Raw genomic sequence first — 6,383 nt, 5'->3', positions numbered from 1 at the left:
TCTTCTACCGCCGCCGCTCCGACAACACGGCCAAGAAGGCGGGCAACCTGGCGGAGTTCTGTGAACGCTGGGGCCGCCGCTACGACTTCCTGCTGGTGCTGGATGCCGACAGCCTGATGGCGGGCGACAGCGTGGTGAAGATGGCCCGGCTGATGGAGCTGAACCCGGGCGCGGGCATCCTCCAGGTGCCGCCGCAGAACGTGGGGCGCTCCACGCTGTTCGCGCGGCTGCAGCAGTTCGCCGGGCGCGTCTATGGCCCCATCGTGGCCGCGGGCGCGGCGGCGTGGCAGTTGGGGGACTCCAACTACTGGGGCCACAACGCCATCCTGCGCATGGCGCCCTTCATCGAGCACTGCGGCCTGCCGGTGCTGCCGGGCCAGCAGCCGTTCGGAGGCCACATCCTCAGCCACGACTTCGTGGAGGCCGCGCTGATGCGCCGCGCCGGCTACACGGTGTGGCTGGTGCCGGAGCTGGGCGGCAGCTACGAGCAGCCGCCGCCCGACCTGCTCGCGTACGCGCAGCGCGACCGCCGCTGGTGCCAGGGCAACCTCCAGCACCTGGGGCTGGTGATGGCGGGCGGCCTGCACCCGATGAGCCGGATGCACTTCCTCATGGGCGTGATGTCCTATGTGGCGTCGCCCCTGTGGCTCATCTTCCTGGTGGCGGGCCTGTTCGCCGCGCTGCACGAGTGGTTCTTCGCGCCCGCGACGCTGCTGGAGTTCCAGTCCACGCTGCCGGGCGGAGACGCGTTCGACACCGTGGGCGCGCTGCGGCTGATGGCGCTGTCGCTGGCGCTCCTGTGGATCCCCCGGCTGATGGGCCTGGGCCTGCTGCTCGCGAACCGCGAGGAGGCCACGCGGATGGGAGGCCGCTTCAAGCTGGTGCTGAGCGTGATGCTGGAGGGCGTGGTGTCCACGCTGATGGCGCCGGTGATGATGCTCTTCCAGTCGCACTTCGTGTTCGGGACGCTGTTTGGCTACAAGGTGAACTGGTCCAGCCAGCAGCGCGAGGACACGGACCTGCCGTGGTCGGAGGCGCTGCGCCGCCACAAGTGGCACATGGTGATGGGCGGGGTGCTCGCGGCGCTGACGGTCGCGGTGGCGCCGGGAATGCTGGCGTGGCTGTCGCCGGTCATCGTGGGGCTGTGGCTGGCCCCGGCCATCTCCGTCTTCACCTCCCGCGCGTCGCTGGGCCTGTGGCTGCAGCGGAAGGGCCTGCTCCTCATTCCGGAGGAGGCCGAGCCGCCCGCCGTGCTGGTGCGCGCGCAGGAACTGGCGGAGGAGGGGATGGAGCCGGTGGACGACGCGCTGGATCACGTGCTGACCGACCCTCGCGCGCACGCGCTGCACCTGGCGCTGCTGGAGTCCCACCCGGCGGCGAGCGTCCCCGCGGCGCTGGCCTCCGCCCGGCGCAAGCTGCTGGCGGGCGGGGTGGAGCCCCTGTCCCCGCAGGAGAAGTCCGCGGTGCTGCTGGACGCGCGCACGCTGTCGGAGCTGCGCGGCCGGCGGTTGGGCGTGCAGGCCTGATCGCGGTTGCATGCGCCCGCTTCGCCCTGGATGCTCCGGGGCATGAAACGGGTCTCGTCCGCCGCCACGCTCGCGCTGTTCGTCTCCTCCGGGGTCTTCGCCGCGGAGGCCCCCGCACCCAAGCCCCAGGTTGGAGAAGACCGCTGGTGGAAGCACGTGGAGGTGCTCGCCAGTGACGCGATGGAGGGGCGCGACACGGGCAGCAAGGGCTATGCGACGGCTGCGGGCTACGTGTCCAAGGAGCTGGCCGCGCTGGGCGTGAAGCCGATGCTGAAGACGGGCTTCCTCCAGCCCATGGCGCTCCAGTCGCGCCGCCTCATCGAGTCGAAGTCCAGCATCGCGCTGGTGAAGGACGGCAAGACGCTGCCGCTGGTGCAGGGCGAGGACGTCGTGCTGTCCTCGCGGCAGGGCGACAACGGCACCGTGGAGGCGCCGCTGGTGTTCGTGGGCTACGGCCTGTCCATCCCCGAGCTGGGCCATGACGACTACGCGGGCCTGGACCTGAAGGGCAAGGTGGTGGTGCTGCTCCAGGGCGGGCCGGGGAACATCCCCGGGCCGGTGAAGTCGCACTTCTCCTCGTGGGAGGAGCGGCTGAAGGTGCTCAAGGCGGCGGGGGTCGTGGGCGTCGTGTACCTCCAGAACCCGAAGCTGCTGGAGCTGCCGTGGGAGCGCATGGTGGGCGCCAACAAGAACCCCACGGTGGTGTTCGCGGATCCGTCGCTCAACGAGTCGCGCGGGCTGAAGGTCGCGGTGGTGGCGAACGAGGCGCGGTCGCAGAAGTGGCTGGAGGGCGCGCCGCACACCTACGAGGAGCTGGTGGCGCTGGCCAACGCGGACAAGCCGCTGCCGAAGTTCGACCTGCCGCTGCGCATGAAGGCGAAGCTGGCCTTCGACGTGAAGCCGCTCAAGTCCATGAACGTGGTGGGCGTGATGCCTGGAACGGATCCGGTGCTCGCGAAGGAGTACGTGGTGCTCAGCGCGCACCTGGACCACGTGGGCGTGGGCGAGCCGGTGAAGGGGGACCGCATCTACAACGGCGCCATGGACAACGCGTCCGGCGTGGCGGCGGTGCTGGAGGTCGCGCGGCAGCTGCATGAGCAGAAGGACAAGCCGAAGCGCTCGGTGGTGTTCGCGCTGGTGACGGGGGAAGAGAAGGGGCTGCTCGGGTCGAAGTACTTCGCGTCCCGGCCGCCGGTGCCCATCACCTCCATCGTGGCGGACTTCAACCTGGACATGTTCATGCCCCACTGGCCGTTCACCTCCGTGGTGGCGCACGGCAAGGACGAGTCCTCGCTCGCGGTGCCGCTGGCGGAGGTGGCGGCGAAGCTGGACGTGCAGGTGCTCCCGGATCCGGAGCCGGACCGCAACCTGTTCGTGCGAAGCGACCAGTACTCGTTCATCCGCGAGGGCGTGCCCGCGCTGTTCTTCAAGTTCGGCTACACGCCGGATTCGGAGGAGCAGAAGGTGTTCAAGCAGTGGCTCACCGAGCGCTACCACGCGCCGTCGGATGACCTGTCGCAGCAGCCCGTGGACCACGGGGGCGCCGCGCGGTTCATCACCTTCCTGACCGCGCTGACGAACACGGTGGCGGATGCTCCCGGCCGGCCGTACTGGAACGACGACAGCTTCTTCCGCCGCTTCGCGAAGCCGGCGCCGAAGTCGGAGCCGGGGACGGCTCCGGCCCCGTGATCCGCGGCGCCTTCACGCATCCAGGTGCGGCTCGTTGACGCCGGGGCGGGCCTCCAGGAAGCGGAGCGCGCAGCGGATGTCGGACGACGCGGTTTCGCGTGGGGCGTTCCGGGCCGCTTCGATGCGGCGGCGGGCGGCGGCCCTGGCGTCGTTGCCCTCGGCGCTTCGCGGGGGCGCGGCGTCGGCTTCGGCCAGGTCGAGCGCGGCGCGGAGCAGATCCACGAGCTGGAAGAGGGCAGGGTCCTCGCGCAGCTCGGGGGCGCCGTCCAGGCCGGCGAAGCCTTCCCTCGCGGCGCGCAGGTCACCGCACGCGGCGTCCAGCGCGGCCCGGTGCGCGATGAACCGCAGGGCCTGCCAGCGGGACGCGCGGCCCAGGATGGTGACCGCCTCCGTCAGCGCCGCGCGTGCCTGCTTCCAGTCACCCCGGGCGAGCGAGGCGCGGCCCAGCTCGCCCAGCGCCGTGCCTTCCAGCAGCCGCTGCCCCAACAGCCGTGACAGGCGCACCGCGGACTCCAGGTGCTCGCAGGCCTCCGAGATGCCGCCCGCGTCCATCAGGTAGCAGCCCAGGTTGATGCTCGCGAGCGCCTGGCCCGCGCGGTCCTCCACGCTCAGCGCGCGGCCCAGCGCCTCGCCCAGGAGCATCACGGCTTCGCCGTCGTCGCCCGCCTCGCCGATGGCGACCGCGCAGTTGGTGAGGAAGCCCACCTCGAACGTCACGTCGCCCACCTCGCGGAACAGCGCCAGCGACGCGCGCAGGTGGGGGATGGCCGCCTCCGGTCCGCGGCGCACCTGTTCGACGAGGCCCAGGTTGCCCACCGCGTAGGCCTCCAGCCAGCGGTCGCTTCCGGAGGGCAGCGCCTGCGCGTCGCGCATCAGCGTCCACGCGGCGGCCCCGTCCCCGGCGTGACGGGCGACGATGGACAGGTCCACGAGCACGCGCTTCTCCGACGCCGCCTCGCCCAGCGTGTGGAAGACGCCGCGCGCCTCCTCCAGGGCCTGGCGCGCATACTCCGCTTGTCCCGCGTCCATGTACGCGCGGCCCAGCACCGCGAGCGCCTCCGCGCGCTTCAGCGGCGCCACGGCGACGTGGGCGGAAGACTCCAGCACCCGCTCCAGCCGCTCCACGAGCAGCCCCACCGGCCCACGCGTGCGCGCATCCGGCTCCAGCGCCACCAGCGTCTCCAGCGCCCGGCTCAAGGACTCGGCGGTCGCGGGACGGACGGCCATCGCGTTGTCGCACGCGGCCAGCAGGTTCTCGCGCTCCAGGGCCAGCCGCCGCAGCGCCGTCGCGCCGCCTGTCTTCTGCACGCGCTCCCGCAGCCGGCCCGCGACCTGGAGGTACGTGTCCGCGTGCCGGGCCTCGCACGCCGCCTCGTCGCCCATCTCGCGCAGCCGCAGCGCCGCGTACTCGCGGATGCTCTCGTACAACCCCAGGCGCAGGAAGCCGCCGGGCGCTCCCACCTCGCGCGCGCACAGGAGCGATTGGGAGCGCAGCGAGTGCACCACCTCCAGCACGTCCGGCGAGCCCTCCGGCAGCACCAGCACGGCTTCGGCGGCCTCCAGCGTGAAGCCGCCCCGGAACACCGAGCACTGCGCCAGCGCGGCGCGCTCGGCGGGCTCCAGCAGGTTCCACGACCAGTCGATGGCCCCCCGCAGCGTCGCCTGTCGCGCGGGCGCGTCCCGCCGTCCCACGCGCAGCAGGTCGAAGCGCTTCGACAGCCGCTCGCGCAGCTGCTCCACGCCCAGCACGCTCACTCGCGCCGCGGCCAGCTCGATGGCCAGCGCGATGCCGTCCAGCTGCCGCACGATGTCCGCGACGCGCGGGGTGTCCGCGTCCGTCAGCATGAAGTCGCCGCGCGTCTCCCGGGCACGCTGCACGAACAGGCGCACCGCGTCCGAGCGCAGGAGGACATCCCAGCGCGTCTCGTCTGGATCCGGCAGGCTCAGCGGGGCCAGGTCCAGCACGCGCTCGCCGGGCAGGCGCAGGGCTTCTCGCGTGGTGACGAGGAAACGGGCGCACGGCGCCAGCACCCGCCAGCGCCCCAACGTCGCGGGCACGTGCCGCACCACCTGCTCCACGTTGTCCAGGATGACCAGCACGTCGCCACACCCCGCGAGCGCGTGCCCCAGCCGCTCCGCGGGCGTGCTGCCGTCTCCGTCCGCGGTGAGCGGCACTCCCAGGGCCCGGCCCACCGCGTGGCAGAGGTCGCCCTCCGTCAGCGCCTCCTCCAGGTCGCACCGCCAGACGCCGCCCTCCCAGGTGCCCGCGTCCGACTCCAGCGCGCCGAAGTGCGTGGCCAGCCGCGTCTTGCCCATGCCTCCCGGGCCCAGGATGCTGATCAGCCGCGCGCCCTCGGACACCCACTGGCGGAGGGTGTCCAGCTCCTCCGCGCGCCCCACCAGGTCCTGCCGCAGCGTGGGCACGTTGCCGGGCCGCTCGCGCGGGGCGCGCAGGGGGCCGAAGCGGCGGTGCGCGAGTGACGCGGGCAGCAGCTCCACCAGCGCCACGCTGTCGCTCACGCCGCGCAGGCGGAAGGACCCCAGCGAGCGCGCGATGGGCATCCCCAGCGCCGCCAGCTCCGGCTGGATGCGGGCCCACGCCGCGCCGCTCAGCAGCACCTGTCCGCCATGCCCCGCGCCCGCGACCCGCGCCGCGATGTTCACCGGCGGCCCCAGGTAGTCCAGCCGGTGCGTGGCCGGATCCAGGCGGCAGTCGGGCTCGCCCACGTGCACGCCCATGCGCACGCGCAGCCCCCGGTGGCTCAGCCCTTCCGGGGCGTGCTCCTCCGCCGCGTCCGGTTCTTCGAGCAGCGTCTCTGGCCAGCTCGCGTGCAGCAGCGCTTCCTGCGCGCGCAGGCACCAGTGCGCGGCCTCTACCGGCGACGCGAACGCGACCATGAAGGCATCGCCCTGCGACTTCACCTCGTAGCCGTCAGTGCCTTGCAGCAGCGCGCGCAGCACGCCGTCATGCAGCTCCAGCGCGTCGCGCATGGCCTGGCCGCAACGCTCCCACAGCCGCGTGGACCCCTGGATGTCGGTGAAGACGAGCGCCACCGAGCCGGTGGGCGGCAGGTGCCGGGCGGGCGGCGGAGCACATACGGAGGCGCCTTCGTCGGCCGGGGGCGCGACGACCGTGAGTCTTCGGAAGGCCTCTCCCATCTCCCGCTC

At 72.7% G+C, this 6,383-nt stretch carries 3 protein-coding genes; 2 read left to right on the top strand and 1 reads right to left on the bottom strand.

Annotation, left to right across the window (positions count from 1 at the left end):
* Positions 1-1,526: glucans biosynthesis glucosyltransferase MdoH (mdoH, locus tag D7V80_RS39850; protein WP_120592997.1), on the top strand; the 1,526-nt coding region annotated here is incomplete at its 5' end.
* Positions 1,527-1,568: 42 nt separating this feature from the next.
* The gene (locus D7V80_RS39845) at positions 1,569-3,215 is read left to right on the top strand and encodes a M28 family metallopeptidase (RefSeq protein ID WP_120592996.1); all 1,647 of its coding nucleotides are present in this window, start codon (positions 1,569-1,571) and stop codon (positions 3,213-3,215) included.
* A 12-nt stretch (positions 3,216-3,227) separates the two neighbouring features.
* On the opposite strand, the gene D7V80_RS39840 is transcribed toward D7V80_RS39845, so the two are convergent.
* The coding region (locus D7V80_RS39840) for an adenylate/guanylate cyclase domain-containing protein (RefSeq protein ID WP_370452638.1) at positions 3,228-6,383 on the bottom strand (3,156 nt) is incomplete at its 5' end.

Source organism: Corallococcus sp. CA054B, assembly GCF_003611625.1.
Taxonomy (GTDB): Bacteria; Myxococcota; Myxococcia; order Myxococcales; family Myxococcaceae; genus Corallococcus; species Corallococcus coralloides.
The sequence above is the reverse complement of the archived record's forward strand: the minus strand, read 5'-3'. Positions and strand labels throughout refer to the sequence as shown.